At 62.1% G+C, this 24872-nt stretch carries 21 protein-coding genes; 15 read left to right on the plus strand and 6 right to left on the minus strand.

Annotated features, from left to right (window positions below):
• Positions 1-24: 24 nt before the first annotated feature.
• Together R6U53_RS08355 and R6U53_RS08360 are read right to left on the minus strand one after the other, a co-directional pair.
• Positions 25-792 (minus strand): enoyl-CoA hydratase/isomerase family protein, encoded by a 768-nt coding sequence (locus R6U53_RS08355; RefSeq protein WP_410321900.1) that lies wholly within the window; start codon positions 790-792, stop codon positions 25-27.
• Between the two features lie 46 nt (positions 793-838).
• Positions 839-1225: a DUF5820 family protein gene (locus R6U53_RS08360; protein ID WP_410321901.1), complete on the minus strand. Its 387-nt coding sequence runs from the start codon at positions 1223-1225 to the stop codon at positions 839-841.
• 338 nt (positions 1226-1563) lie between these two features.
• On the opposite strand from R6U53_RS08360, the gene R6U53_RS08365 reads away from it, so the two are divergent.
• The 6 genes from R6U53_RS08365 to R6U53_RS08390 all read left to right on the plus strand — a co-directional run bounded on the left by R6U53_RS08365 (position 1564) and on the right by R6U53_RS08390 (position 10431).
• The gene (locus R6U53_RS08365) at positions 1564-3636 is read left to right on the plus strand and encodes a PrkA family serine protein kinase (protein WP_410321902.1); all 2073 of its coding nucleotides are present in this window, start codon (positions 1564-1566) and stop codon (positions 3634-3636) included.
• A complete protein-coding gene (locus R6U53_RS08370; protein WP_410321903.1) occupies positions 3633-5909 on the plus strand; it encodes a PrkA family serine protein kinase in 2277 nt (758 codons plus the stop codon). Before R6U53_RS08365 ends, R6U53_RS08370 begins: the two co-directional genes overlap by 4 nt.
• 12 nt (positions 5910-5921) lie before the next feature.
• Complete coding sequence (locus R6U53_RS08375) at positions 5922-7253, plus strand: YeaH/YhbH family protein (protein ID WP_410321904.1); 1332 nt, start codon at positions 5922-5924, stop codon at positions 7251-7253.
• Complete coding sequence (locus tag R6U53_RS08380) at positions 7250-9238, plus strand: SpoVR family protein (protein WP_410321905.1); 1989 nt, start codon at positions 7250-7252, stop codon at positions 9236-9238. The genes R6U53_RS08375 and R6U53_RS08380 overlap by 4 nt, the downstream gene beginning before the upstream one ends.
• A 51-nt stretch (positions 9239-9289) precedes the next feature.
• The gene (locus R6U53_RS08385) at positions 9290-9838 is read left to right on the plus strand and encodes a hypothetical protein (protein WP_410321906.1); all 549 of its coding nucleotides are present in this window, start codon (positions 9290-9292) and stop codon (positions 9836-9838) included.
• Between the two features lie 77 nt (positions 9839-9915).
• Complete coding sequence (locus R6U53_RS08390; protein WP_410321907.1) at positions 9916-10431, plus strand: High potential iron-sulfur protein; 516 nt, start codon at positions 9916-9918, stop codon at positions 10429-10431.
• Positions 10432-10467: 36 nt separating this feature from the next.
• Here R6U53_RS08390 and R6U53_RS08395 read toward each other — a convergent pair whose 3' ends face one another.
• On the minus strand, positions 10468-10857 hold the full coding sequence (locus R6U53_RS08395; protein WP_410321908.1) for a DoxX family protein: 390 nt from the start codon (positions 10855-10857) through the stop codon (positions 10468-10470).
• 206 nt (positions 10858-11063) lie between these two features.
• Here R6U53_RS08395 and aceA point away from each other — a divergent pair, with 206 nt between their 5' ends.
• From aceA to R6U53_RS08415, 4 genes are all read left to right on the plus strand, one after another.
• The gene (gene aceA, locus R6U53_RS08400) at positions 11064-12128 is read left to right on the plus strand and encodes an isocitrate lyase (protein WP_410321909.1); all 1065 of its coding nucleotides are present in this window, start codon (positions 11064-11066) and stop codon (positions 12126-12128) included.
• Positions 12129-12506: 378 nt separating this feature from the next.
• Positions 12507-13817 (plus strand): malate synthase AceB, encoded by a 1311-nt coding sequence (gene aceB, locus R6U53_RS08405; RefSeq protein ID WP_410321910.1) that lies wholly within the window; start codon positions 12507-12509, stop codon positions 13815-13817.
• 83 nt (positions 13818-13900) lie between these two features.
• Positions 13901-14545 carry a non-canonical purine NTP pyrophosphatase gene (locus tag R6U53_RS08410; protein WP_410321911.1) on the plus strand — a complete coding sequence of 215 codons (645 nt, stop codon included), beginning with the start codon at positions 13901-13903 and terminating at the stop codon, positions 14543-14545.
• A 256-nt stretch (positions 14546-14801) separates the two neighbouring features.
• Positions 14802-15371 (plus strand): MFS transporter, encoded by a 570-nt coding sequence (locus R6U53_RS08415; RefSeq protein WP_410321943.1) that lies wholly within the window; start codon positions 14802-14804, stop codon positions 15369-15371.
• Positions 15372-15558: 187 nt separating this feature from the next.
• On the opposite strand, the gene R6U53_RS08420 is transcribed toward R6U53_RS08415, so the two are convergent.
• From R6U53_RS08420 to R6U53_RS08430, 3 genes are all read right to left on the minus strand, one after another.
• On the minus strand, positions 15559-16071 hold the full coding sequence (locus R6U53_RS08420) for a PIN domain-containing protein (protein WP_410321912.1): 513 nt from the start codon (positions 16069-16071) through the stop codon (positions 15559-15561).
• A gap of 84 nt (positions 16072-16155) precedes the next feature.
• The gene (locus R6U53_RS08425) at positions 16156-17238 is read right to left on the minus strand and encodes a putative sulfate/molybdate transporter (protein WP_410321913.1); all 1083 of its coding nucleotides are present in this window, start codon (positions 17236-17238) and stop codon (positions 16156-16158) included.
• A 344-nt stretch (positions 17239-17582) separates the two neighbouring features.
• Positions 17583-18797, minus strand: a complete 1215-nt coding sequence (locus tag R6U53_RS08430; RefSeq protein WP_410321914.1) for an MFS transporter — start codon at positions 18795-18797, stop codon at positions 17583-17585.
• 151 nt (positions 18798-18948) lie between these two features.
• On the opposite strand from R6U53_RS08430, the gene R6U53_RS08435 reads away from it, so the two are divergent.
• The 5 genes from R6U53_RS08435 (at position 18949) to R6U53_RS08455 (ending at position 24872) form a co-directional block, all read left to right on the plus strand.
• Positions 18949-19257, plus strand: coding sequence for a transcription initiation factor IIB family protein (locus R6U53_RS08435; protein ID WP_410321915.1), 309 nt, complete (start codon positions 18949-18951; stop codon positions 19255-19257).
• Positions 19258-19355: 98 nt separating this feature from the next.
• Entirely contained in the window at positions 19356-22208 is a 2853-nt protein-coding gene (locus R6U53_RS08440) for an oligosaccharyl transferase, archaeosortase A system-associated (protein ID WP_410321916.1), read from the plus strand.
• Positions 22205-23149 (plus strand): DUF368 domain-containing protein, encoded by a 945-nt coding sequence (locus tag R6U53_RS08445; protein ID WP_410321917.1) that lies wholly within the window; start codon positions 22205-22207, stop codon positions 23147-23149. Before R6U53_RS08440 ends, R6U53_RS08445 begins: the two co-directional genes overlap by 4 nt.
• Before the next feature lie 79 nt (positions 23150-23228).
• Positions 23229-23963, plus strand: coding sequence for an RNase P subunit p30 family protein (locus R6U53_RS08450; RefSeq protein WP_410321918.1), 735 nt, complete (start codon positions 23229-23231; stop codon positions 23961-23963).
• 423 nt (positions 23964-24386) lie between these two features.
• Positions 24387-24872 carry an Rpp14/Pop5 family protein gene (locus tag R6U53_RS08455; protein ID WP_410321919.1) on the plus strand — a complete coding sequence of 162 codons (486 nt, stop codon included), beginning with the start codon at positions 24387-24389 and terminating at the stop codon, positions 24870-24872.

The following is a 24872-nucleotide window of genomic DNA, read 5'->3' on the forward strand; positions in this document are numbered from 1 at the left end:
CTTTTCGTCTTCCGCTGATGAGTCCTACTCGAAATCGGGCTCGCGGTTATCGACGAACGCGTCCATCCCTTCGCGCTGATCGGGCGTGCCGAACAGCCCGCCGAAGGTCCGTTTCTCGTAGTCGAGCCCACCGATGTCGCTGTACCCCTGCGCGATGGCGTCCTTCGCGGCTTGGAGCGCGAAGGCCGGCTTCTCGGCGAGTTCGGCGGCGAGTTCCGCGACGCGGTCGTCGATCTCGTCGTCGGGAACCACTTCGCCGAGGAGCCCCTCCTCGTGGGCGGTCTCGGCGTCGAGACGCTGGCCGAGGTAGATCATTCGTTTCGCCGTCTCCTCACCGACGAGTCGCGGGAGCCGCTGGGTGCCGCCCCAGCCGGGGATGATGCCGAGATCGATCTCGGTGTTGCCGATGAGCGCGGATTCGCTGCCGACCCGGATGTCACAGGCCATCGCCATCTCGCAGCCGCCGCCGAACGCGTAGCCGTCGACGACAGCGATCGTCGGTGCCGGGAACCGTTCGAGCGCGTTCGCGACGCTGTGACCCAGTTCCCCCCAGGCCTGCCCTTCCGGAGTCGAGAGGTCCTTCATGTACTTGATGTCCGCGCCAGCGATGAACGCGTCGTCACCGGCCCCCCGGACGACGAGTACCCGGGCCTCCTCGTCTTTGGCTTCGGCGATGGCCTCGCCCATCGCTTCGATCGTCTCGACGTTCAGCGCGTTGAGGGCTTCGGGCCGATCGACGGTCACCGTTGCTATGTCACCACTCCACTCCAGATCGACGCTATCCCACGTCATACTCGCGGGTTTGGGAGGCGGCTGAATAAAGCTACCTGACCGCGAGTTACCCTTCGAGCAGCGAATCAAGCGCGTCGAGGTACGGCTCCCGAGGGATCTCGTACAGCGACCGGTAGTCGATGTTTCCAGCGGAAAACCGCTTGGTCAACTGTTCGGTCCCTTCGATGGCTTCCGTTCTCGACTCGTATGCATCCGGCTTCCGCTCGACGTCCGGTTCCAGACGGAGTCTGACGAGCCACGGGGCGTCGGGTGGGAGGTTTCGGTCCCCTTCCGGACGGCGAGCCAGGCGTCCGCGACTGACGTACACCGTCGGAAGGCAGGGTGCCGGAAACGTCGATCCGTCGAAGACGTCCGGGCGGTACGCGAGCACCGCCCGCTCATCGTCGGCGTTCCACACCTGCCATCCGTCGCCGAGTAACGATTCATCGAACATACCGTCCCTTGGATACGGCGATGTATTACATTCACCTTTTATAAATCCCCGTCGACACTCGTCGAACTGCGTATCGTCACGTCTAAGCATAAACGGGCTTCGTTTGCCGGTTTTATCGAAAGATAGACCATCGTTGTCGAGCCTCATGGTAGCAATGCTTAAATATATCCAGTACTCGTATACAATATAGTATCGGTATCGACTCGTCAACCGTCGCCCGTCGTTCCTGTGCCGTCACGTCGCTCAATGGGGAGTCCGTCCGGTGGCGAGCGTGAACCGATATCGCTGCGGCCAGCCCGGGACACCGGGTGGGACGCCTTGTGCGTCTCCGTGATAGAATGAGCGATATGGAAACCCTCGAGGAACTCAGCAAGGAGTACAGAAGCACAATCCCGTCGGACCTCCGTCGAACGCATTCGTTCGGATGGTATCTCGAAGAGCTGTACGAGGACCCGAAGGTCGCCCGCAATGCCCACCAACGGTTGGCGGATATGTTCGACCACTACGGGACCTCCTACGACGAAGACGCGGGGATCGTCGAGTACGAGATCGCCTCCACGGATACGCTCGGCGATGGTCAAAACACCTTCTACGGCCGCGTGATCCACGAGGCGATCCACGAGTTCACCAACAAAGTAAAATCCGGCGCCCGCGGACTCGGCCCGGAAAAACGGATCAAGCTGCTGCTCGGTCCCGTCGGTTCCGGGAAGTCCGATTTCGACCGGCAGGTCAGACGCTACTTCGAGGATTACACTGCGAGCGACGCGGGCCGGATGTACACGTTCCGCTGGACGGGCCTCTGTGACGTACTTTCCGACCAGGATCCGGCTGACGACGTCGTGCGCTCGCCGATGAATCAGGATCCGATCGTCCTTCTTCCTCTCGAGGGGCGTCAGCGGGTCATCGACGATCTGAACGAGATGCTCGATGCGCCCTACACGATCCGCAACGAGCAGTCGCTCGATCCGGCGAGCGAGTTCTACATGGACGCGCTGCTCGAACACTACGACGATAACCTGCAGACCGTCCTCGAGAACCACGTCGAGGTCGTCCGGCTGCTGGCCGACGAAAACAAGCGGCAGGCCATCGAGACGTTCGAGCCGAAGGACAAAAAGAACCAAGACGAGACCGAACTGACCGGCGACGTCAACTACTCGAAGATCGCCGTCTACGGCGAGTCCGATCCGCGGGCGTTCGACTACTCGGGGGCGTTCTGTAACGCCAACCGCGGGATATTCTCCGGCGAGGAGCTACTGAAGCTCCAACGGGAGTTCCTCTACGATTTCCTCCACGCCACCCAAGAGCAGACGATCAAACCGAAGAACAACCCGCGGATCGACATCGACCAGGTGATCGTCGGTCGGACGAACATGCCCGAATACCGCGATAAGAAGGGCGACGAGAAGATGGAGGCGTTCAACGACCGAACCAAACGGATCGACTTCCCCTACGTTCTGCAGTACGAGGAGGAGGCGAGGATCTACCGGAAGATGTTGAACAACGCGGACGTACCGGATATTCACGTCGAACCGCACACGTTGGAGATGGCCGGACTATTCGGTGTGTTGACTCGGATAGAAGAGCCCGACGGCGGCACCGTCTCGGTCGTCCAGAAGGCGAAAGCGTACAACGGCGAGATCGACGAGGGCGAGGACATCGACGTGAAGAAACTCCGCGACGAGGGCGCTGAAACCGCCGATATCGGCGAGGGGATGGATGGCGTTTCACCGCGCTTCATCGGCGACGAAATCGCCGAGGCGATCATGGATTCGATGCATCGCGGCCGGATGTTCCTCTCGCCGTTGACCGCGTTCAACCACCTCGAGGGGAATCTCGAAAATCACGGTTCCATCCCCGAGGAGAACTTCGAAGACTACTACCGCTACCTCGAATCGGTTCGCGAGGAGTACAAAGACCGGGCGATCGAGGACGTGCGACACGCGCTGGCGTACGATCTCGACGAGATACGACGACAGGGTGAAAAGTACATGGACCACGTCATGGCCTACATCGACGACGACACGGTCGAGGATTCGATCACGGGCCGCGATCAAGATCCCGACGAGACGTTCCTGCGCGCCGTCGAGGAGAAACTCGACGTGCCGGTCGATCGGAAGGACGACTTCCGACAGGAAGTCGCAAACTGGGTCAGCCGACGCGCTCGCGAGGGTGAGACGTTCGAACCGCAGGATAACGATCGACTCCGCCGGGCCCTCGAACGAAAACTCTGGGAAGATAAAAAGCACAATATCAACTTCTCGGCGCTCGTCTCCAGTGGCGACCTCGACGACGACGAGCGAAACGCGTGGATCGAGGCGCTCGAAGAGCAAGGGTACAGCACGGACGGGGCGAAGGAGGTGCTCGAGTTCGCCGGCGCCGAAGTCGCCAAAGCGGAGATGGAAGACGAATGAGTGGCGAGGCTTACATCCGACGCGCGGACGAGGCGCTCGAAGAGACCTACGAGCCGCCGATGTCGCTCTCGGCGTACGTCGATCTGGTCCTCGAACGGCCCGGATCGGCCGCTCATGCCTCGAAGTATCTCCTTGCGGCTATCGAAGCCGCCGGGACTCGATCCGTCGTCGAAGAGGGCGAACGGAAGGAGCGCTATCGATTCTTCGACGATCCACACAACGACGGCGAACACGCCATCCTCGGCAACACGGAGGTGTTGAACGCCTTCGTCGACGATCTCAGATCGATAGCCGCACGTCGCGGAAAAGAGGAGAAGATACTGTGGCTCGACGGGCCGACCGCGACCGGGAAATCAGAGCTCAAACGCTGTCTGATAAACGGTCTCCGGGAGTACTCGAAGACGGATGCCGGCCGTCGGTACACGGTCGAGTGGAACATCGCCGGCACGGACGCGTCGCCGGGGATGACCTACGGTGACGTCTCCGCACCCGACGAGGACGATTGGTACGTCTCGCCCGTTCAGGCGCACCCGTTGTCCGTCTTTCCGGAATCGGTTCGCGAGGAGCTTCTCGCGGAACTGAACGCTGCCCTCGATGACCACATCCCGGTCCACCTCGACACCCACCTCGATCCGTTTAGTCGGGAGGCTTACGACCACCTCGAAGAGCAGTATCGTCGGAAAAACGCGGACGAGCTTTTCTCCGCCGTCACGGACGGCAAACATCTCCGCGTAAAGAACTTCGTCGTCGACGTCGGTCAGGGAATCGGCGTCCTCCACAGCGAGGACGACGGATCGCCGAAGGAGCGGCTGGTCGGCTCTTGGATGGCCGGTATGTTACAACAACTCGACTCGCGAGGCAGAAAAAACCCCCAAGCGTTCAGCTACGACGGCGTTCTCTCGCAGGGAAACGGGCTGCTCACGATCATCGAGGACGCCGCTCAACACGCTGACTTGCTTCAGAAGCTTCTGAACGTGCCCGACGAAGGAACGGTGAAGCTCGATAAGGGGATCGGGATGGATCTCGACACCCAGATGATCATCATCTCCAACCCGGATCTCGAGGCCCAACTGAATCAGCACGCGGAGATGGAAGGGTCGGACCCGCTGAAAGCGCTGAAGCGGCGGCTCGACAAGCACGAGTTCACCTACTTGACGAATCTCTCACTGGAGGCCGAACTCCTCCGCCGCGAGCTCACGAACGAGACGGCGATCTGGGAGGCCGACAGGTACGAGGAAATCGAGTCGATGCTCCAAGAACCGGTCGACATCTCCGTCCGCGGCGTCGACGGCACCGTTCGTACCCGCGAGATCGCACCCCACGCTATCGAAGCCGCGGCGCTGTACGCAGTCGGGTCCCGACTGGATATCGATGCGCTTCCACCTGGGTTGGACCTCGTCGACAAGGCGTTAATATACGATCGGGGCTACCTGCTGGATGGCGACGAGCGCCGCTACCGCGATGAGTTCGACTTCGGCGAACCCACCGACGGAATCGGTGGAATCCCGGTCACGTACACGCGCGATGTCATTGCTGATCTCCTTCACGAGGAGACTGAGCGTCGGCACTCGTCGCTTGCCGTAGAGGACGTCATCATGCCGCGTGACGTACTAAACGCGATGGTCGATGGGTTCGACGACGCACCGGTGTTCTCGCCGAACGAACGGACCGAGTACGAGAATCGGCTCGTCCCGGTGAAAAATCACGTATTCAGCTGTCAGGAATCGGACGTCATCGACGCGATCATGCGCGACAAACGCGTCGACGAGGCGACCGTCGAGGAGTACATCGAGCACGTGTACGCGTGGGTCGAGGGAGAACCGATCGAGAACGATCGCGGCGAGTTCGTCGATCCGGATCCGTTGAAGATGAAGGTATTCGAGATCAAACACCTCGGGCGATTCGACGAGGACGACTACGACGGCTCCGATCCGACGGACGGCGTCGAAGCATTCCGCGCCGAAAAGATCATCACGGCGCTGAACCGCCACGCGTGGCGAAATCGGGACGAAGATTTCCGCGTTTCGGACGTCGACCCACGCGAGATCCCGGTCATACGGACCGTCCTCGGGAGCCACGACTGGGACGACGTTCGCCGAACCTACGAGGATTTCGACCCCGGTCAGTGGGACGACCCACCATCGGGGACGGAGACCGAGTCGATCAAGACTCGGACGCTGAAGAATCTCCAGGAGATGTTCGAGTACTCGGCCGCCTCCGCGGAGCTGACGAGTCGACACGTCATGGGCCAGGTGAGTTACAGATGGGACTGAAGGTGTGTGATCATGGGACTTAAAGACGACCTCGAACGGTATCGCGAAGTCGGCGAGGCGAAGCGACAGGACCTCGCCGAGTTCATCCAGTACGGCGACCTCGGGAGCTCCCGATCCGACGAAATCAAGATCCCGATCAAGATCGTCGATCTACCGGCGTTCGTCTACGATCCGCGCGACATGGGCGGCGTCGGCCAGGGACAGGGCGGGACCCCTGACGTAGGTGATCCCGTGGGCGAGCCGCAATCCGGTGACGGCGACGGTGACGCTGACGGTGACGAGGATGGCGAACCGGGCGAGGAGGGCGGAGAGCACGAGTACTACGAGATGGATCCCGAGGAGTTCGCACGGGAACTCGACGAGGAGCTCGGCCTCGATCTCGAGCCGAAGGGCAAGAAAGTGATAGAGGAGAAGGAGGGCGATTACACCGATATCACCCGGACCGGACCGGCGAGTACCCTCGATTTCGAGCGCCTGTTCAAGGAGGGCCTCAAGCGAACGCTGGTGATGGACTTCGATGAAGCGTACGTCGAGGAAGCGCTCCGCGTGGGCGGGTGGGGCCCAGCGACGGTCTTCGAGTGGGCACGCGGCGAACGAATCCCGGTCTCGCGGGCGTGGATCGATGACGCCTACGATTCCATCCCCAAGTCGGAGCGCTCTCGGTGGTCGTCGATTGAGGAGATGGAAGCGAACGTCGAACGCGAGTCCACCGCCACCCGAATCCGTCGCGACGGGATCGACGAAATTCCCTTCAGGCGTGAGGACGAACGATACCGATTCCCCGAGATCGTCGAGGAACGCGAGCGAAACGTGGTCGTAATCAACATCCGCGACGTGTCGGGGTCGATGCGGGAGTCGAAACGCGAACTCGTCGAACGGACGTTCACGCCGTTGGATTGGTATCTGACCGGCAAGTACGACAACGCCGAGTTCGTCTACATCGCCCACGACGCCGACGCCTGGGAGGTCGAGCGCGAGGAGTTCTTCGGTATCCGGTCCGGCGGCGGCACGCGGATCTCGAGCGCATACGAACTCGCCGCGGAAATTCTCGATGAAGCGTACCCGTGGAGCGAGTGGAACCGCTATGTCTTCGCTGCGGGCGATTCGGAGAACTCCTCGAACGACACCGAGGGACGGGTGGTCCCGTTGATGGAATCCATCCCGGCGAATCTCCACGCCTACGTCGAGACGCAACCGTCGGGCAACGCGATCAACGCGACGCACGCAAAGGAGGTCGAGAGCCACTTCGCGGACGATTCCAACGTCGCCGTGGCCTACGTTCAAGGCCCCGAGGACGTCGTCGACGCGATATACACGATACTCAGCACGGAGGACAACTCATGAGCACGGACGACCGATTCCACAAACAGCGTATCGCGAGGGGGCTCGAAGAGCCGGTGCGCGAGGCGAACGAGCTCGCCCGCAGACTCGGCCTCGAACCCTTCGAGGTGAACTACTGGATCATCGATTACGACGAGATGAACGAACTCATCGCTTACGGCGGCTTTCAACGGCGATATCCGCACTGGCGGTGGGGGATGAACTACGACCGCCAGCGCAAACAGCGGCAGTTCCTCGGCGGCAAGGCCTTCGAAATCGTCAACAACGACGAGCCCTCGAACGCGTTCTTACAGGAGTCGAACTCGCTGGCGGATCAGAAGGCCGTTATCACACACGTGGAGGCGCACGCGGATTTCTTCAAGAACAACGAGTGGTTCCGGATGTTCGGCGAGTCGCCCAACGCCGCCGCCATGCTGGAGCGTCACGCCGACGTCATCGCCGAGTACATGGACGATCCCGACGTTTCGCGGGAAGCCGTCGAGGAGTGGATCGATCACGTCCTCTGCTTGGAGGACAACATCGACCAACACCGCCCGTTCTCGACGGAACTCGACTGGGACGACCCGTCGTCGATGACGGCGGATCTCGACGAGCGACTGAGCGATCTCGATCTCTCCGAGGAGGTCCGTCGCGAGGTGTTCGACGAGGCGTGGCTCGATTCGATGGCCGACGACCGCGACGGTGTACGGTTGCCCGCTGAGCCCGAACGGGATCTGCTCGCCTTCCTCGCGGCCAACGGAATGGCTTACGACGAGGATTCGAAGAAAGCGGTCGAATTCGATGAGTGGCAACGGGAGGTGCTGGAGCTGCTGCGAACGGAGGCGTATTACTTCGCACCCCAGAAGATGACGAAAGTGATGAACGAGGGCTGGGCCGCCTATCACGAATCCCGGATGATGGCCGACGAGAACTTCGCCGACGACGACGAGTTCGTATCCTACGCGGATCACATGGCGCAGGTGCTCGGGTCGCCCGGGTTGAATCCCTACAAGCTGGGCTTCGAACTCTGGCAGTACGTCGAGAACCGCCGCAACCGTCGGGAGGTTATCGAACACCTACTCCGCGTCGAGGGGGTGAGTTGGCGGAACTTCGCCGACACGGTCGACCTCGATCTCGTGTTGGAGCATCTGGAGCCGGATTCGATCGTCGTCGATCCGGTCGGCCATCTCGACGCGCTCGATTCGGACGATCCGCGAGTCGACGCTGACGCGCTCGAACGCGCCCGAAACGGGGATCAAGCGATCTTCGAGCGTCGACCGTGGCAACTGCTCACCTACGAGGGGATGGCCGAGCGTCACTACTCGCTCACGAAGCGGGCGAACCGTGGGTTCCTCAAGCGAGTCACGCAGGCCGAACTCGAACGGACCGCCCGATATCTGTTCGATACCGAACGGTACCGTTCGATCGAAGCGGCGGCCGAATCGGTCGATCGGGCGGCCGGCTGGAGCCGGATGTTCGAGATCCGAGAGAGCCACAACGACGTGACGTTCCTTGACGAGTTCCTCACCGACGAGTTCGTCGAGGAGAACGACTACTTCACCTACGAGTACACGCACACGACTGAGGATTTCAGAGTCACGTCGACGGCCGCCGAGGACGTAAAAAAGAAGCTCATGTTGCAGTTTACGAACTTCGGCAAACCGACGATCACGATCCACGACAGCAACTTCAAGAACCGAAACGAGTTGCTTCTAGCACACCACTACAACGGGATCCAACTCGATCTCAAAGAGGCCAAGCAGACGTTGGAGCGTGTCTTCGAGTTGTGGGGTCGACCGGTCGCGCTGAAGACTATCAGAAAGGATTTCGACGAACACGACGTCGACGTGGCCAGACGACGCAACCGGGAGCCGGAGCCGACTGAGCAGGGTATGCTAATCCGATTCGATGGCGAATCCTTCGACGAGGAGCCGCTCTCGGACGCTGAAATCGACGATATCGCCGCGACTGACGTCGATTACGATACGAAACCCGACGAGTGGCTCTGAGCGGACCCGGGGATTCCATAATTTCAATACCCCTCCGCCGCAACGAGAAGTGTGTCACGGACTGTGGGGGGAAAACCGGACGCTAGCGATCTCGACGAGGCGATGATCCACGACGTCCTTCGTAACGATCGTCGTCGTCTGGTTATCGAGACGCTTCGAGAGGGAGAGGGAACCGAAGCCGTGAGTGATCTCGCGGATATCGTCGCCACACGTGAGTCCGGGGACGATCCGCCCCGAAAAAACAAACGGCAATCGGTTTACGTCTCACTTCATCAGACGCACCTTCCGAAACTCGATACGTTGGATATCGTCGAGTACGACCCCGACAGGGGGCGCGTGCGATTGCTCAACCGCGTTGAGGAGGTCGAGGTGTACATGGAGGTCGTCCCGGAGTACGGCCTGTCGTGGGGCGAGTTTTATTTCGGTTGGGGACTGTTAGGCTTGCTGACCGTGATCGCGGTCTGGATCGGCGTTCCCGGCGTTTCGACGGTCGATCCGCTAGCGATCGCCGGCCTCTCTTTTTGTGGATTGATGATCGCGTCGGCATATCACGTCTACGCCCAGCAGGATCGAATCCTGTTTCAACGACTCCTCGATTGAGTTGGGGTAAGCCGTACGGGAACAGTCTCGGTTTCGGACAAGGATTATGGGGCCGGGTGTCAAATGGTCTTACGTAAATGGTTGATGAAAGCTTTAGTCAAGTTGGGGAGAACGCGTGTACCGACTCAACCACACCGAGACGGCGTTTTCTCCAGTTGATGGGCGGTACCTCGATCGGGGCCACGGCGGGGTGTCTCGGATTTGGTGGATCTCCCGAGGAAGAGGAGGAACCGGGTCGGGCCGACGATTGGTGCGTCGAGGAGAACGACACTGATGTCCCGGAGGCTTTTTTGACTGCGGAGAGCATCAACGGGATCGTCCGCGACCCGGACGAGCTAAGCTCACGGGAGGAGGCCGCCTACCAGTGTCACCCACAGGGGTATCAGCTCTGTGCGAACTGCCGATACTTTATTCCAGCTAAACCGGGCGAAACCGATGATAAGCGGGACGTGGGCGCGTGTGCGATCGTCGAAGGGCGTGTTCGGTCACAGGACTGGTGTGCGCTGTATCAGGAAACCGAGCAGCTCGCGGAGTTTCCGAACCCCGATCCCCTCGGGGAATCGGGGCAGCAGAAACCGCCGGAGCGTAATTAGGTTCGGCAGCGTTTGAACCGCGGGTGAAAGCGGGGCTCAGCGATACGCCTTCCGAAGGAACGCGAGCGCCGCGCCGAACATCGCGAGGTTTCCGAAGAACGCCAGTCGTTCGCCGTCGCGGTCGTCTGGGTCGGCGTTCCAGAAGTCGTGCATCCTCAGCGTGACGACCGCCAAGAACGTCGCCGCCGCGCCCGTCGCGATCTTCGGAAGCCGCCACAGCGCGATCCCCGTCCCCGCGACGACCATCATTCCCGAGGCGAACGGGGCCGCGTACTCGGCCATTGGCACACCGGCCGATTCCGCGTATTCGATGGTGTCGTCCATGTCCCGAAAGTCCTCCGACGCCTGTAGTGCGAGCCCGAGCCCGAACAGCACGCGCCCGAGTCGCGAAATCTCGTCTGGTTTGGATTCCGTCTCCGTAGTCATCGTTCCACCCTAGCTTTGAGCGTTATTCGCATAGGTGTACCGCTGTTTCTCGGTGTCCACGGATCGTGCACGAACGTTCGTGCTAGATAATGACAGTCCATTATATTGATTTACCACCACCAATGAATAAAAACAGTATATTTAATATTATCATTATAATTCATAAGGAATTTATACCCGTCGCGATTCTTCCCAGACGCACACCAATGACGAAGGACACCGACGGAACCGACGAAGTCGCGAGTCGCGTTCAAAACACCGAATCGATCACACGGGACGTCGACAATCCCGCCGCTCGCGAGCTCCGACGGAAGTTCGACGAGCAGAATTTCACCTTCGCCCCCGGTCTCTACCACGCCCTCGATGCCAGACTGGCGGAGATGGCCGGACTGGATGCCGCCTACATGTCGGGCTACTCGACGGTGCTCGGCCAGTTCGGCTTCCCGGATCTCGAGATGGTCACGATGACCGAGATGGTCGAGAACGCAAAGAGAATCGTCGAGGCGACGAACCTTCCGGTCATCGCCGACTGCGATACCGGCTACGGCGGCATTCACAACGTCCGTCGCGCCGTCCGTGAGTACGAGAAGGCCGGCGTGGCCGCAGTCCACATCGAAGACCAGACGACCCCAAAGCGCTGTGGACACATAGCGGGCAAGCAGATCGTTTCGCGCGAGGAGGCGGAGGCCCGATTCTCCGCGGCCGTCGACGCGAAGCAATCCGAGGACACGATCATCATCGCCCGGACGGACGCCTACGGCTCCGCGAACGGCGACTGGGAGGAACACCTCGAGCGCGGCCGCATCTACGCCGACGCCGGCGTCGATCTGGTCTGGCCCGAGATGCCCGACCCCTCCCGAGAGGACGCGGTCAACTACGCCGAGACGATCCACGAGACCCACCCCGAACTCGATCTGGCGTTCAACTACTCCAGTTCCTTCGCCTGGTCCGAAGAAAAGGACGCGCTCACGTTCGAAGAGCTCGGCGACCTCGGCTACCAGTACATTTTCATCACCCTGTACGCGTTGCACTCCGGCGCACACGCCGTGTACGAGGACATGGCCAACATCGCCCAGAACGACGAAAGAGCTCAGTTCGATCTGGAGGGACGATATCTCGACCACCCGACCGAGAGCCACCACGAACTCTCGTTCGTCTCGCGGTTCCAGGATATCGAGGCCGAATTCGACGCCGACGCGAAGGCTCGAATGGAACAGTCTGCGGGCTTCACCGAAGAGGAGAGCGATCCGCTGACTTCCGGCGACGACTGATAGGGATTACCGTAGCCAGCCGGAGGTTTCGACACTCGCATTCGACACTGTGTCTCGATTCTTCTCGGGAACACTGTGACATCCTGCGATAAGCTCTATGAACTGGGGCTATCGGCTGGCGGGGATGGAGGGATGCACCGAACGATTTTCCAGAGATGGACGCGTCGACTACGGAGACCGCTCTTGATACGACGACGGATCGAACGCGTTTTCATCCCGTTTCTTAATTACGAACGCAGTTTATTTGACCTACAACATCGAATATGATGGATAGGGCACTGGTCGCCGCATCAGAACGGCGTTATGAGGTCTGAAACCCGCGCGAACAATCGATTCGGCCAGTTTTAATATACCCCCGCCAGTCGGTACGAACGACTCATGGCTGCAATCGACAAGCGCACACACGAGCGAACGTTCGTTCGGACGTTCTTTACCACACCCACTGCCGTCGAGGGCGAAGACGACTCGGCGAAAATGCTGGAAGGCGCCGCGGGGCTCAGCGGGATGGAAGCCCCCGACGTCTGGGTTCCGGACAACGAGGACGCCACCGCGCCGAACATGCGCGACGAGGGCGCGCAGAACATCATCGATGTCGTCTCGGAGTACGGCCCCGACTATCCCGGTGAGATCCACCCGCGCGTCGTCTGGCACCGCGACAGCCCGTCGACGCGGTATCAGGGCTTCCAACGAATGCTCGAGATCACCGATCCGGACAACGGTGCGGTCGAGTACATCGACGGTTTCGTTATCCCGGAAGTCGGCGACATCGACGACTGGAAGAAAGCAGACGAGTTCTTCACCATCATCGAGAACGAGCACGGCCTCGAAGAGGGAAGTCTCAAGATGTCGGTCATCATCGAGAGCGGGGCCGCAGAACTGGCGATGGGCAAGCTCCGCGACGAGATGGGCAAGCCCACGAACAACCTCCAGCGGATGTTCCTCCTGGTCGATGGCGAGGTCGACTACACGAAGGACATGCCCGCGATCACGCCGACCGGCGGACTCCCCGCGTGGCCGGAACTGCGACACAACACGTCCCGCGGCGCGAGCGCGAACGGTCTCATCGCGGTCGACGGCCCCTACGACGATATCCGGGACGTCGAGGGCTACCACGAGCGGATGACCGAAAACCAGGCGAAAGGGATGCTCGGCATCTGGTCGCTCACGCCCGGGCAGGTCGTCGAAGCCAACAAATCCCCGCTCCCGCCCCAGGAGGGCTACTGGATCCTCGACGCCGACGGCCGCGAGGTCGAACTCGAACGCGAGGATGGCGTCGAAGTCTACGCCGGTAACCGCGTCTCCCTCGAGGAGACCGATGACGGCTACGTGCTCTCGGTCGGATCGGACGACCTCGAGTTGAGCGAGGGGGAACTGCGGGAGGAACTGCTGGATCTGCTCGATTACGTGCCGAGCCTCGACGACATCGTCGATTCCATGGAGGAGTTCGAGGCCGCGAAGGAGTCCGGTAAGGGCGCGATCGCCATGACCCAGTCGGCAACCGTCGAGATCGACGGCGTTCGAGTCGACATCGGCCGCGACCGTATGTGGGACGAGGCGACCTACCAGGCGCTTCAGACCCCGATCACGCTGTTCCAGGACGTCTACGAGAATCGCCCCGATCAGCACGACGATCTCGCCGAACTGTACGACGAGGCGGTCGTCGAGCGCGCGATGGACGTCGGGAACTAACCCGGTACCTACCAACCCTTTTTGTGACGCGGTCGCCGCGACGTACCGATGGTGCTTTTCGCACCGACGCCAAAGCGCAGCGCATGCTTCGATACGTGACGACGAACGAGGGGAAGGTTCGGGAGGCCGAGGAGTACCTTGGCGGTGAGATCGCGGCGTTCGAGTACGACTACACGGAGATCCAGGCCGACTCGCTGGAATCGGTCGCAGCACACGGCGCGCGCGAGGCGTTCGAACACGTCGGCGAACCGGTCATCGTCGACGATGCGGGACTGTTTCTCGATGGCTTCGACGGCTTTCCGGGGCCGTACTCGGCGTACGTCGAGGACACACTCGGCGTCGAGCGTGTCGGAAGACTCGCCCGTCGTGAGGACGAGACGCGGGCCACGTTTCGGTGTGTAATCGCCTACTGCGACGGCGAGCCGTTCGAGGCATCGCCCGAACCAGTCGATCTCGACGACCGGAGAGGACAGGACCTCTCCGCGGAGACCCGATCCACGGCAGCGACGGACGACACGGTTGCCGGAACCGATCTACCGGTGAAACTCTTTACCGGTGCCGTTCCCGGACGGATCGTCGAACCGCGTGGTGACGGAGGGTTCGGCTACGATCCGATCTTCGAACACGATGGAACGACGCTCGCGGAGATGACGGCGGCGGAAAAAAACGCCATCTCGCATCGGGGAAGGGCGCTCGGGAAGTTCGTCGAGTGGTTCGCAGAGCGGTGAACGCCCACTGACACCGAAGGGATCGTCGGCTGGAAGGTCGAGGCCTATCATCCCCGCCGGAGTGCCATTCGCGTGTCGAGAAATTAGCCCCCCTCGCGTGGTCGCCGATCCTCGCCGCGCTCGGGATGGCGGGCTTCTACAACGTCAGTTACGCCACGCTTCCACAGTGGTTCGATAGGCGTCGCGGTCCCGCGACAGGGGTAGCGTCTGCCGATCTGGGGATCGGCCTCGTGGTGATCCACCGGGAACTGATCGACTGCTTTCGGCGTTCGGGTGGCGGACGGCGGTGGTCGCCCTCGCCGGGCTCATCGCACTGCTCTCGATCGTCACGGTCCTCCTATTTGGGACTGACTCGGACGACGTCGGCGCGAATCTGAGCCGCGAGTTCGGCAAACATCCGACTGCCGAGGACGGGGGTATCGCCGATCGAGACGTCTTGGCTGTCATCGCCTTCGTCCCGCACGTGTTGGTGCTCGTGGGGTGGACGCTGATCTTCGCACCGATGCACGTCGTTTCCGGTCACGTCGTCCGCCACACATCTGAACTGGGGATCGGTCGATCGATCGGTGTCCTGTCGATCGCCGGGATCGAAGTCTCCACGACCGTCGCACGGGTCGGCGTCGGTCCGTTTTCGGACCGATTCGGGCGACCACGGACGTTCGTCGCGAGCAGCCCCCTCCTCGGCGGATCGACCGCGGCGTTAGTCGTGAGTCCTTCGGCGGGACCCCCTCCTCGTCGTGGTTGTACTGTTCGGAATCGGCTACGTCGGCAGCGGCGGACTCATCGGCGCCGTTACCGCGGACCTCGTCGGGAACAGATCGGTTAACACCCTGTTCGCCGTCCTTTCGTTTTCCCTCGCGATCGCCGGATTGATCTCCCCGCCCACCGCGAGGCTCTGGTTCGAGACGCAAGGCAGCTACCGCCCCGCCTTTCTCGCTCTCCGATTTGGCGGTTCGTCGGACCGAGGGGACCGATAGTGCTCGCCGGTCGCGTCGCGTACGCACTGACCGCGGTCACCGAACGTCCCGGTTGGGGCCCGGATACGCCTCCTCGAAGACGAGTTCGTAGATCGCCGCGGGATCGACCACGGAGACGAACGCGTCGGGGGATCGAACGCTCACGTCGAATAGGCCGCGGAGGTTCGCCCCCGCTTCCGGGCTCCGAAGGGTCTCCTCGAACGTTACAACGTGTGCCGCGTTCCCCCGATAAGCAGCCGCCAACGCCGGATGGTCGCCGGGGGGTTGGTCGACGACGATGGCGAGCGTCTCGATTTCGCCCCGCCACGCGCTCGCCAATTCGCGGTCAGCGAGTGACCCGATGATCGCCTCCGCGTCGTCGAGGAGCGGATCGGTCGCGACCAGTTCGAGCCACGAGTGCGTTCGGAGGACGTCCATCGTCCGTCGCGCCGATCCACCGACGAGCAGATCCGCGGCGAGCACGTCCGCATCCACGACGATACGGGTCGGGTCGGGTTTGCGTTCTTCACTCACGACGACGACGCTCCCGAAGGGTGCGTTGTATCTCATCGGCGTCAGTCTCGTAGGCATCCGCCCGTTCGAACAGTTCCGTCCACGACATACACGGACGGAGTCGCGGACGGAACAAAAACTTCACCCGCGGAAGTGCCACCACACCAATCCGGCAACGAACGCGACGCCGACGTTCGTTACGACGGCGAGCCCCCCGATGGAGACGACGAACAGCGGTCGATCGGTCGAACCGAGAGCGACGCGGGCGAGCGATGCGGCGACCACCAGCAGGAGGACACCGAGAAGCGCCATCGGGAACGCGATCAGGAGCCCCGAGACGAGCGCGAGTCCGAGATACAGCGCGCCCGCGACGATGTTCGCCGTTCCCGTGCGCGCTCCGAAGGCGTACTTCCCCGCGAGGCCGCCCGAACCGTGACACATCGGGAGCGCCCCGAAGGGAACCGCTATGAGGTTCATAACGCCCATACTCTCGGCGAGCCGATCGGCTGACACGTCCACGTCGTAGAGATCCGAGAGGAGCAACGAGGTGGCGATAGCGGCGTTCCCGACAGTCATCGCAAGTTGTGCGGTGAGCCCTTCGATGGCGGCGCCTGAGACCGTCGGTTCGCCGGTCGGGAAGAGTCCCATCTCGGGGAACGTCGGTTGCGGAGCGCCGACGACCGCGAACGCCCAGAGCCCACCGATGACGAGGAGTGCGAGTGCGACCGCGCGTCGCGACACGAGAGCGATCAGCGCGGCGGCGACGATGCCGACGCCGGCCGCGGCTGGCGCGGCGACGACCAGATCGACGGCGGCGACGACGAGCAGACACGCCACAGCGAACTGAACGCCGCGAACGACCGGTTCACCGAACGCGCCGCTCACGTGTCGGAGCCAGTTTCGTCGCCCGGCGACAAGCAGCGATCCTCCGGCGAGCAGCCCCGCGGCGACGAGTTCGCCGTACGTGATCCCGCCGGCGATCGCGAGTCCGGCGAGGGCCTTCATCGGTTCGACGGACAGCGGAACGCCATATATACATCCCCAGACGACCTGAAAGACCGCGAATCCGACGAGTAGATGCGGAAGCGAGGCCGGTGTCAGCAATCCGAGGGAGACGACGAGGGGAAGCACCGTAATCGAATCTCCTATCGCGCCAGTTACCTCACCGGTGCTAAATTCGAGCGGTCGAAATATCTGGAAACGAGATTCGGTCGACACGAACACGCTTATACGCGGTTCGTGAAGAGTATTTCCAGAAGCGGTACAAGTGTATCCTAGTCGTTCGTGTAACTGTTTTGAGTTACTTGCGAGTGCCATTCGCCCTCACCGGACAGCCATCGCACGCGGGTCACACGCCCGTCTGACGTGGATTTATGGCGATTCGCGACGTCTCCCCGCTGGGCGCGCTCCGACGGCCTCGGATTTCCCCATCCTCCCCGCGCGCCCGAACTTTACCAGCCGAGTCGCTTTCCACCGGCGAAGCGATAAGACTAGACACAGAACCACGATCTCCGGATCACGGCGCAGTAGTCCCGATTCGTGCGGGAACCGTTCGCTATCCGTTGGGCCTACGGTCCGCTTCTCAGGAGGGGGTACGCGCCCGCACCAACGACGAAGATCGCGATGCCGCACGTGACGAGAAGCAGACGATACCCCCTGGTCGGCGTGGCGAACGAGCCCTCAGCGAGGTACGTGAACGACACGGGACCGAGCGTCTGTCCGAGTCGGAGGACGCTCGTTCGCATTCCCATCATCCCCGCCCGAAGTCGACCGGAGACGGCGGTTATGATCGTGGTGTCGATGGATGGCATCACGAGGCCGAATCCGACGCCGAACGCGAGTAACGAGACGCCGACGCCGATCGGTGACGTGGCGATCCAAACCCCGACCAGACTGCATCCGTACGCGACGAACCCGAGCGCGATCAGCTCGGGAGCGGTGCGCCACTCCGAAATCCGACCGTACTGCGATGAAACCGCCGCGCTGGCGATGGACACCATCGCCAACGTGAGCCCGATCTCCCCCGACGAGAGGGCGAACTCGTCGCTTAAAAGGAGCGGAAGGACGGTCTGGACGGCGCCGTAAAAGACGAAGAAGACGACGAAGATAGCGCTGAATATCGCGAGTGCTTTCGGATCCGCGACGACATCACGGAGGCCACCGAGATAGGTCCGAACGTCGCTAGCCGCGCTTCCGTCGGGTTCGGGGAGGAATACGACGGCGACGAGTCCCACGAGTATGCCGATCCCGTAGAACAGAAACGGGAAGCTCCAGCGGATGCCGGCGAGCGCGCCGCCGATCAGTGGATACATCGCCGCGCCGGTCCCGATCGTACTCGAGTTGAGCCCCATCACGGCGTTCTGTTGAGCACCGTCGTAGAAATCCCCGATGAGCGTTACGGCGAGCGTGACGAGGGCGCTCGCGCCGATTCCCTGCAGGAATCGGAAGGCGAGAACCTGCGTGAAACTCCCCGCGAAGGCGATTCCTGCGCCGCCGATGCCGAATATAAATAAAAGTGGAATGATGACGCGACGCCGGCCGATCCTATCGGCTATCAGTCCGATAAACGGCGTCAAAAACACGCCGGGCAGGGTGTAGACCGTAATGACGAGCCCGACCTGCGAGTCGGTGACATCGAACGCTACTCGGAGGTCGGGGAGGATCGGACTGATGAGCGAGACTCCCATGACACCGATGAGCGAACTCGCGAGTATCAGATACAGCGCCGCGGAATCCCACGGAACCGCGGCCATCCCCCGCTTCCCACCGGTCTCGTCGCCCATTTCCCGTACGCCATCCGGTTCGTCCGGGAGTATTTAAAAAAGCGCGGATTTGTGTGTGGGCCCCAGCGGGTGGTACTGAGCCGGAAATCCCCGTGGATCGACTGCACATTGCCACGGACCATTTATATATCTCTCCGTCTCACCATCACGTATGTACCGCGCCCGGGACCAGGTCGAAAACGAGGAGTGGCTGGCCACCATCGACGACGCGGCCGAGCGACTCGATCTGGGCGGCGAAGCGAAGTCCCGAGCGACCGATCTGTTCCTCTCGACGGTTCCGGTGGCGGATCGGTCCAAGCGTGCGACGGTCGCGGCCAGCCTCTATGCGGGCGCGCTCATCGCCGGAGATCGACGGTCACAGTCGGCCGTGGCGGACGCGGTCGGCGTTTCCAGACTCACCGTCCAAAACCGATGGAAAGACCTGCTCGAAGAGGCCGGCCTCGAGCCGCCGAAGTGGTGACCACGACGGTCAGTCGTCGCACGGGTGCGTCCAGTCGGGGACCCCTTTCGAAGCGTAATGGAAAAGGCTTATGCGCGTTTTGACAGTGTGTCCGTTCAATGAGCCAGCGGTTTGAGGCGATCGAAGAGCGACTCGACGGGTACGAGTCGCAGATCGACACCGTATATCGTCTGTACCACATCCCCGTCCTCGCAGCCCTCATGGTCTTTATGTTGTGGGTTCGGGCGCGAAACTACTCGAATCACATCGACTCGGACGGACAGCCGCTCTACCGGGGGAACGATGGGTACTACCACTACAGGTCGACGAACTACGTCATCGAGAACTTCCCGTTCACGATGCCGTTCGATCCGTGGACCGGCTTCGACACCGGGACGCGCGTCGGACAGTTCGGGACGATCCTCGACCAACTGGTGGCGACCGCCGCGTTGGTGATCGGTCTCGGATCGCCTTCCCAAGAGACCGTCGTCCTCACCACGCTGTTCGCGATCCCCGTCCTCGCCGCGCTGTGTGCGATCCCGATGTATCTCGTCGGGAAGCGTCTGGGCGGGCGATTCGGCGGGATCATCGCCGTCGTCGTGCTCGCGATCACTCCCGGTCGGTTTCTCAGTTACAGCGTCGCGGGATCGTTCGATCACCACATCGCCGAGGCGTTCTTCACTCTCATCGCGCTGGTCCTCGGTATGAAGATGCTCTCGGTCGCCCAGCGCGAGCAGCCGATCTACGAGTTCGTCCAAACCCGGGAATTCGAACTCCTCCGCGAACCCGCCAAGTGGGCGGTCGCCTTCGGGATCGCGCTCGTGCTCGCAGTGTTGAACTGGCCGCCGGCGGTCTTCCTCTTCGGCGTCTTCGGTGCGTTCCTCTTCGTCGTGCTCTCGATCGAGTTCGTGCAGGGCCACAGCCCCGATCACGTCGCGATCCCCTCGGTGGTCGCGATGGTAACGGCGGCGGTGTTGCTCCTCCCGTTCATCCAAGTGATCGGGTTGGATGCGACCGACTACTCGGTTCTGCACCCGCTGTTCGCGCTCGCCGTCGCCGGCGGTGCGATTTTCATGGCCGGCGTCGCCCGCCAGTGGGAGGGACGCGATCTCCAGAGAATCGCGTATCCGGCCGGCATCGTCGGCGTGGGCGTCGTTCTCATCGGGGTCGTTGCGGTCGTCTCCCCGGAGGCGTTTGACTTCTTCGTCACGCAGTTCGAACGCGTCGCCGGATTCGGCTCCACGGACACGGCCGCGACGGTCGGGGAGGCGCAGGCGGTGGCCAACCCGGTCTCGTTCTTTTACGGGAACTACGGGCTGGGCTTTTATACCGCGGTGGTCGGTTTCGGGCTCGCACTGTTTCATCAATTTTCGCGCGATCGAGCGCGCGCCGAGCACCTCCTGATAGTCGTTTTCGCCGCGTTCATGCTCGTGTTCACGCTCACGCAGAACCGGTTCGATTACTACCTCGCGATCGCTATCGGGGCGGGGAACGCATACATCGTCGGATGGATTTACCAGTTCATCGATCTCGACAACGTCCGGACAGACATAACACGGATCAAACCGTACCAGATGCTCATCGTTATCGCGATCCTGTTCGTGATCACCGGTCCGATCGTCGCGACGGGCGCGACGCTATCGACCGCTGACGGGGCGTCTCAACCCGGCGAGATCGACCAGTGGACCGAGAGCCTCGATTGGCTCTCCGAGGAGACGCCTGAAGTCGGATCGTACGGAACCGGTGACGATCCCAGACTGGACTACTACGGCACCTACGAGAACACCGACGACTTCGAGTACGAAGCGGGCGAGTACGGCGTGCTCGCGTGGTGGGACTACGGCCACTACATAACGACACGCGGGGAGCGAATCCCGGTCGCGAACCCGTTCCAGCAGCACGCGACCGAATCAGCCGACTTCCTGCTCGCCGACGAGGAGGACGAGGCCGTCGACATCCTCGAAGAGGATCAACCCGACGGCGAGAGTGCCCAGTACGTGATGGTCGACTACCAACTCGGCTACGCGGGAACGCAAAAGTACGGAGCCCCGACCGCCTTCGAGTCGCGTCACGACGTCTCGAGTAACGACGTCGGTATAAATGTGGTCCAGCAGAACGAGGCGACTGGTGAACTCAGCCAGGTTTACGGTGCCCACACCCAGCGCGGCTACGAGAGCATGCGCGTGCGGATGTATCAGTTCCACGGCAGCGCCCGGGATCCCGGAACCGTGACGCTCAACTTCGGAGAGTATTTCGAGGAAGACGGGATCGCGACGCTCCCGGAGGACGCCACGACGGTCGATGACCTCCTCGAGGAGCACGAAAGCGCCGAGGAGGCCAGCGAGGCGGCAGAAAACAACCCGAGCGTCTTCCACGGCGGCGTCTTCGGCCAGCCGTCAGAACGGGTCGAGGCGCTCGAACACTTCCGGTTGGTCCACGCCGGCGGTCCGGTCGCGTCGTCACCCTTCGATCGGGTCCTCGGTCGGCAGCCGGTCAACGGATACGACTCGTGGGTGAAGACGTTCGAGCGCGTCGACGGCGCCACTGTCGAAGGGAGTGGTCCTGCGGACACCGAGGTACGGGCATCCGTCGAGATGGAGATCCGATCGACGGGGCAGAACTTCACGTACACCCAGTACGCCGAGACGGACGCCGACGGTAACTTCGAGATGACCGTCCCATACTCGACGACCGGTTACGACGAGTACGGTCCCGAAAACGGCCACACAAACGTCGACGTTCGGGCCAACAGCAGTTATCAGTTTGTCGCGCCCGACGCCCCTGCGATCGGTGAGTCGGACGTGACGGAGGCACAAGTCGTCGGCGACGACGAGACGCCGGTCACCGTCGAGCTTCAGACGCCAGAAATCAGGCCAGCAGACGGCTCCGATAGGGATGGATCGACCGACGGTGGCTCGACGACCGATGGCGACGGTGCCCAATCGAGTCGGGCAGCACAGATACCTGAATGAACCGGGCGAGTGGCGTCCGCGCGTGGCTCGTGGTGTACCTCAAGGGCGTCTGCATGGGTTCGGCCGACACGGTCCCCGGCGTCTCCGGCGGCACGATCGCCGTTATCTTGGGGATCTACGAGCGGCTGATCGCGGCGCTGACGGCGCTCGATCCGGCGTTCCTTCGACATCTTCGGACGATCCGCACGGCCGATGGGCGGGCTGCTCTCGCCGCCGATCTCGTCCACGCGGACGTTCCGTTTCTACTCGCGCTCGGTGCAGGTGCGCTCTCGGCCGCAGCGACCGTGGCCACGGCGATGAACGTCGCGGTGACGCAGTATCCGGCACCGACGTACGCGTTCTTTTTCGGACTCATCGGGGCGTCGGCGATCGTCCTCTACCGGTACGTCGAGATCGGCACTCCCGGACGGATCATCGCGGCCGCAATCGGATTCCTCCTCGCGTTTTCCATTACCGACCCTTCGCTCGCCAGTACGGGCACGACAACACTCCCGATACTGTTCGTGGCGGGCGCGATCGCGATCTCGGCGATGATCCTCCCCGGGATCTCCGGGGCGTTTTTACTCCTCATAATGGGCCAATACGAGTACGTGAGCGGGATCCCGAGGCGGGTGTTCGCGGGACTTCTCGACGCGTTCGGCGGGAACATGAATCCGCTCGTCGACTCGCTCGTTCCGTTCGTCGTCTTCGCCTCGGGCGCGGTCGTCGGGCTCTTCTCGGTGGCATACGCCGTCCGGGCGGCGCTGAACAGCTACCGTGAGGCGACGTTCGTCTTCCTCGTCAGTCTCATGATCGGTGCGCTCAGACTACCGATCCACGAGGTCAGCGCCAACGTCGCGACCGTTTCACCGGCGACCGTCGCCGTTGTCGTCATCCCGGCAGTCGTCGGTGTGGTTGCGGTGTTAGCACTCGACTATTATACGGAAGATTTGGAGTACTGATCGCTGCTCCGGATCGAGTTTCCCGCGAATTGGGCGATCGAGACACAACAGCAAAGGGCCACAGCGTCCACGGGACCGTATGTACGAAGCCGTCCACGCGTATCCCGACGGATCGGCCACGGTTGCCCGCCTCGCGAAGACCGCGGCGAGATACGGGTACGACGGTATCGTGATTCGAAATCACGGGGACGCACAGGCCACCTACGACGCGGGCGGTATCGCCAGCGAGTACGATATCGAGGTCGTCTCCGGAATCGAGATCAGGACCGAAGATCCCGGACGCGCGAGCGGGTTGATCGGCAACTACCGCTCGAAGCGGACGGTCGTCTGCGTGCACGGCGGCGCGTTGAACCGGTTCGCTCTCGAGCAGCCACAGGTCGACGTGCTAGCTCATCCGATGGACGGCGGCGACGTGAACCACGTTCTCGCGAGGAGTGCCGCTGAAAACGGCGTTCACGTGGAATTCAACCTCTCTCGCGTCCTCAGAGCCGACGGTGGTCCCAGAGTCGAAGCGATCTCCGACCTCCGCAAACTCCGAGAACTCGTCGAGCAGTACGATGCACCGTACGTCGTGTCCGCTGATGCGCGATCACATCTCCAGCTCCGTGGTCCTCGTGAGCTGATCGCACTCGGAGAGACGATCGGCTTCGACCGCGAAGCGATCGTTGGGGGGGTACGAGCCTGGGGAGAGATCGCTTCACGTAACCGGGAGCGGCAATCGGAAACGTTCGTCGAACCCGGTGTCCGAATCGTCCCAGGTGACCAAGGAGACGGGGAGGCCAAACGCGAAAGCCGGTGTGGACACGAGGAGTGACATCCTCTCACGGTGAACGACGGGGTTTCCCACGAGCGGAGGCTTGGTGGTCTGGGAGAGTTACGCCTTCACCTCCCCGAAAGAATGTTCACAGTGCCACGCTACCGTCACCCCTCTCTCCTGTCGTGAGACGGGACGGGGATTCAGGGGTAGCCCTTGCTTTCTGTACCCTGTTCGTCCGATGGAAGGGGTGTCTTCGGCGACGAACGGGCGACTCCCGGTATTGTCTCAGTAGCAGAGGGTGGATAGCCCGCCTCGGTCGGCGTCCAGTACGCCACAGAACCGCTTAGAAGCTACGTGCGGGTGCTGTATCACCGGCGCTGAACCGCGAGGTTGTAGCGCCCTCCCACGACAGATAACACCCGACGCGTTCGTCTGTCCTCGATCGTCGGAACTTTGTGCGCTGTCCCCGAACGCCGCCCAGTGAAACACCTGCCGAAGCACGTCCGTCCGCGGTGGCGATATCTCGCCATCGAGCTCGAGTCACACCCGAGCGTAGACGTAGACCGTCGTTCGTTCCAGCGCACGCTGTGGTTCGCGACGCAGAACCTCATCGGGGACGTCGGGAGTGCAGCGCTCGATACGAGCTTGTTCGGATTTCGATTCGAGGCGGGTGACGGGACCGCTGTCATCCGGGTTCGCCGGGGCGAGGTCGAGCGGCTCCGTGCCGTGTTGGCGACGATCGACGAGATCGAGGGCCGACCGATCGGCCTGTTCGTCCGCGGCGTTAGTGGGACGGTACGAGCCTGTGAAGAAAAGTATATACGGCGTCCGCAGGTAGAAATTGAAGAGAGAACCGTTGCGTTCGCGGGTGCCTCCGAGCCTGCCGTTATCCGGAACGACCGGATCGACCTCGGGCTTTCGGACGGCACCGTGGGCGCGACAGCACTCGATATCCGCGACAACTAA

The organism is Natronomonas sp., from assembly GCF_046483325.1.
In the GTDB taxonomy this organism is placed as follows: domain Archaea; phylum Halobacteriota; class Halobacteria; order Halobacteriales; family Haloarculaceae; genus Natronomonas.

Bases quoted from the DNA above. Each gene is read 5' to 3' on its own strand.
- R6U53_RS08390 (WP_410321907.1), top strand. From the start codon at position 9,916: ATGGTTGATGAAAGCTTTAGTCAAGTTGGGGAGAACGCGTGTACCGAC.
- R6U53_RS08430 (WP_410321914.1), bottom strand. From the start codon at position 18,797: ATGGGCGACGAGACCGGTGGGAAGCGGGGGATGGCCGCGGTTCCGTGG.
- R6U53_RS08410 (WP_410321911.1), top strand. From the start codon at position 13,901: ATGCTTCGATACGTGACGACGAACGAGGGGAAGGTTCGGGAGGCCGAG.
- aceA (WP_410321909.1), top strand. From the start codon at position 11,064: ATGACGAAGGACACCGACGGAACCGACGAAGTCGCGAGTCGCGTTCAA.
- R6U53_RS08395 (WP_410321908.1), bottom strand. From the start codon at position 10,857: ATGACTACGGAGACGGAATCCAAACCAGACGAGATTTCGCGACTCGGG.
- R6U53_RS08420 (WP_410321912.1), bottom strand. From the start codon at position 16,071: ATGAGATACAACGCACCCTTCGGGAGCGTCGTCGTCGTGAGTGAAGAA.
- R6U53_RS08365 (WP_410321902.1), top strand. From the start codon at position 1,564: ATGAGCGATATGGAAACCCTCGAGGAACTCAGCAAGGAGTACAGAAGC.
- R6U53_RS08380 (WP_410321905.1), top strand. From the start codon at position 7,250: ATGAGCACGGACGACCGATTCCACAAACAGCGTATCGCGAGGGGGCTC.
- R6U53_RS08370 (WP_410321903.1), top strand. From the start codon at position 3,633: ATGAGTGGCGAGGCTTACATCCGACGCGCGGACGAGGCGCTCGAAGAG.
- R6U53_RS08440 (WP_410321916.1), top strand. From the start codon at position 19,356: ATGAGCCAGCGGTTTGAGGCGATCGAAGAGCGACTCGACGGGTACGAG.
- R6U53_RS08375 (WP_410321904.1), top strand. From the start codon at position 5,922: ATGGGACTTAAAGACGACCTCGAACGGTATCGCGAAGTCGGCGAGGCG.
- R6U53_RS08445 (WP_410321917.1), top strand. From the start codon at position 22,205: ATGAACCGGGCGAGTGGCGTCCGCGCGTGGCTCGTGGTGTACCTCAAG.
- R6U53_RS08355 (WP_410321900.1), bottom strand. From the start codon at position 792: ATGACGTGGGATAGCGTCGATCTGGAGTGGAGTGGTGACATAGCAACG.
- R6U53_RS08435 (WP_410321915.1), top strand. From the start codon at position 18,949: ATGTACCGCGCCCGGGACCAGGTCGAAAACGAGGAGTGGCTGGCCACC.
- R6U53_RS08450 (WP_410321918.1), top strand. From the start codon at position 23,229: ATGTACGAAGCCGTCCACGCGTATCCCGACGGATCGGCCACGGTTGCC.
- aceB (WP_410321910.1), top strand. From the start codon at position 12,507: ATGGCTGCAATCGACAAGCGCACACACGAGCGAACGTTCGTTCGGACG.
- R6U53_RS08360 (WP_410321901.1), bottom strand. From the start codon at position 1,225: ATGTTCGATGAATCGTTACTCGGCGACGGATGGCAGGTGTGGAACGCC.